Origin of the sequence: Actinosynnema sp. NPDC023658 (genome assembly GCF_040639995.1) — a bacterium.
Taxonomy (GTDB): Bacteria; Actinomycetota; Actinomycetes; order Mycobacteriales; family Pseudonocardiaceae; genus Actinosynnema.
Genome location: NZ_JBFAAX010000760.1, coordinates 1 through 2,745 on the forward strand (window position 1 = coordinate 1; position 2,745 = coordinate 2,745).

Consider the following 2,745-nt stretch of genomic DNA (forward strand, 5'->3'; position numbering starts at 1 on the left):
GAAGGCGTGGCAGATCATCGCGACGCCCAGCGTCGGTGTCGTCAAGGTGCTGTTCTCCTAGGACTCGAAGGCGGTGGGCAGGTAGCGGTCGACGGTGTCCTTGGTGACGACCGGGGCGAACAGCTCGACCTGGCGCGGCACCTCGACCTCGACCAGGTCGCCCAGGCTCTTGCCCTGCACGGCCAGGCGGGCCAGCCGGATGCCGTCCGCGCCCTGGGTGGACGGGTAGACCACGGTGGCCTTGTGCAGGCCGTTGCCGGCCTTGATCTCGCGCATCACGTTGGCCGAGCCCGCCCCGCCGACGAGGAAGAACTCGCTGCGGCCGGAGTTCTTGATCGCCGCCGTGACGCCGACGCCCTGGTCGTCGTCGTGGTTCCAGATCGCGTCGATGCGCGGCGCGGCCTGCAGCAGGTTCGCCGCCGCCCGCTCGCCGCTCTCCACGGTGAACTCGGCGGCCACGCGGTTGTTCACCTTCAGCCCGCAGTCGCCCAGGGCGTCCGCGAAGCCCTTGCTGCGGTCCTGCGTCAGCGGCAGGGAGTCGATGCCGGCGATCTCGGCCACGACCGCGCCGGACTTGCCGCCGAGCTGCTGGCAGATGTACGTGCCGGCGGAGACGCCCATGCCGTAGTTGTCGCCCAGCACGGTGGAGCGGGCCGCGAACGGGCTGTCGAACGCCCGGTCGACGTTGATCACCGTGATGCCGGCCTTCATCGCCTTGAGCGCCACCGGGGTGAGCGCCGCGCCGTCGAACGGCAGCAGCACGATCGCGTCGACCTTGTCGTTGATGAACGTCTCGACCTGGCTGATCTGGAGGTTGACGTCGTTGGTGCCCTCGACGACCTTCAGCTCCACGTCGGAGTACTTCTCGGCCTCCTTCTTGGCCGAGTCGCTGATCGCGGCCATCCAGCCGTGGTCGGCGGCCGGGGCGGAGAAGCCGATGACGACCTTCTTGCCGGGCTCGTCGTTGGCGACCCGGGCGCCGCCCTGGTCACCGCCCCCGGTCTGGGCCGCGGGGGTGTTGCCGGTGCAGGCGGTGAGCACCAGGCCGACCGACAGGGCGGCGATGAGACGGGTTGTTGCCTTGCGTGACATGGGAGTGCTCCTCGGATGGCGGCGGTTCGCGTCGAGATCGGAGATCAGGGGCCACTGCGCCGGGCCAGCCGCTGCTGGAGGAGGACCGCGACCACGATGATCGCGCCCTTGGCGACGGCCTGGGCGGAGATGGACAGGTTGTTCAGGGTGAACACGTTGGACAGCGTGGTGAAGATCAGGACGCCGAACACGGTGCCCGCGATGGTGCCCCGGCCACCCGACAGCAGGGTGCCGCCGATGACCACGGCCGCGATGGCGTCCAGCTCGTACAGCTGGCCGTGGGTGGAGCTGCCCGTGGTCGTGCGGGCGATGAGCATGATCGCGGCGATGCCGCAGCACACGCCCAGCAACGTGTAGAGCAGCACGGTGTGCCGCCGCACGTCGATGCCGGCCAGCCGGGCGGCCTCGGGGTTGCCGCCCACGGCGAAGGTCCGCCGCCCGAACGTGGTGCGGTTGAGCACCACCCACCCGATGAGCGCGACCAGGGCGAAGATCACCACCAGCACCGGCACGCCGAGCACCGACGCGTCGAAGAACGCGGTGAAGCCGGGCACGTTCACGATCTGCGTCTTGCGGTTGGAGATGATCTCGGACAGGCCGCGGGAGGCGGCGAGCATCGCCAGCGTCGCGATGAACGCCACGATCCGCCCGTAGGCGATGAGCAGGCCGTTGACCACGCCGCAGCCGGCGCCCACGGCGAGCGCGGCGAGCACGACGACCAGCCAGTGCGTGTCGTTGGCCATGGCCTGCGTGGCCAGCGTCGTGGCCCACACCGACGACAGCGCGACGATCGCCCCCACGGACAGGTCGATGCCACCACCGGTGATCACGAACGTCATGCCGACGCTGACCACCCCGACCACGGACGCCAGGCGCAGGATGGTGAGCAGGTTGTCGACGTCGGCGAACCGGTCGCCGGCGGTGACCACCCCCACCAGGCACAGCAGCACCAGGGCGACGACGAGGCCGGTGTTGCGCCCGGCGGCGGACCCGAGCAGCGCGGTGACGCCGCGCTTCGCGTGGTTCGCGGTGGGCGGTCTGTCCACGGCGGGGGCGGTGGTGTTCCGGTTCATGCGGCGGTTCCTTCCATGACGAGGTCGAGGACCCGGGACTCGTCGATCTCGTGGGCCGCTCCCTCGTGGACGACCCGACCTTCACGCACCACGAGCACCCGGTCGGCCAGGCCCAGGACCTCCTCGACCTCGCTGGACACGACCACCACGGCCACGCCCCGGGCGGCCAGGTCGCGGATCAGCTCGTAGATCTCGCTGCGCGCCCCGACGTCCACCCCGCGGGTGGGCTCGTCCAGCAGCAGCACGCGGCACTCGCGCAGCAGCCACCGCGCCAGCACGACCTTCTGCTGGTTTCCCCCCGACAGGGTGCGCACGGCCCGGTCCACGCCCGGTGGGCGGACGTCCAGGGCCGTGGTCAACTCCTGCGAACGCGCGCGCTCCGCGCCGTTGTCCAGGAAGCCGAACTTGGCGAACGCGGACAGCGTGGACACCGTGATGTTGCGGTACACGGCCTGGTCCAGCAGCAGGCCCTGGCTCTTGCGCTCCTCCGGGCACAACCCGAGGCCCGCGCGCACGGCAGCGCCGACGCTCCCCCGCCGCAGCCGCTTGCCGTCCACCTCGACGGTGCCGGCGGTCGGCT

3 protein-coding genes are annotated in these 2,745 nt (G+C 71.0%); all 3 read right to left on the bottom strand.

What is annotated here, in order from left to right:
- Nucleotides 1–57: 57 nt before the first annotated feature.
- Nucleotides 58–1,092: a substrate-binding domain-containing protein gene (locus AB0G02_RS34340; RefSeq protein WP_360802791.1), complete on the bottom strand. Its 1,035-nt coding sequence runs from the start codon at nt 1,090–1,092 to the stop codon at nt 58–60.
- A 44-nt stretch (nt 1,093–1,136) separates the two neighbouring features.
- Entirely contained in the window at nt 1,137–2,165 is a 1,029-nt protein-coding gene (locus AB0G02_RS34345; protein WP_360802794.1) for an ABC transporter permease, read from the bottom strand.
- On the bottom strand, nt 2,162–2,745 hold a 584-nt coding region (locus tag AB0G02_RS34350), incomplete at its 5' end, for an ATP-binding cassette domain-containing protein (RefSeq protein ID WP_360802797.1). The genes AB0G02_RS34345 and AB0G02_RS34350, both read right to left, overlap by 4 nt.

Excerpts from the sequence above, each read along its gene's own strand:
- AB0G02_RS34340 (WP_360802791.1), bottom strand. The coding sequence starts at position 1,092 with ATGTCACGCAAGGCAACAACCCGTCTCATCGCCGCCCTGTCGGTCGGC.
- AB0G02_RS34345 (WP_360802794.1), bottom strand. The coding sequence starts at position 2,165 with ATGAACCGGAACACCACCGCCCCCGCCGTGGACAGACCGCCCACCGCG.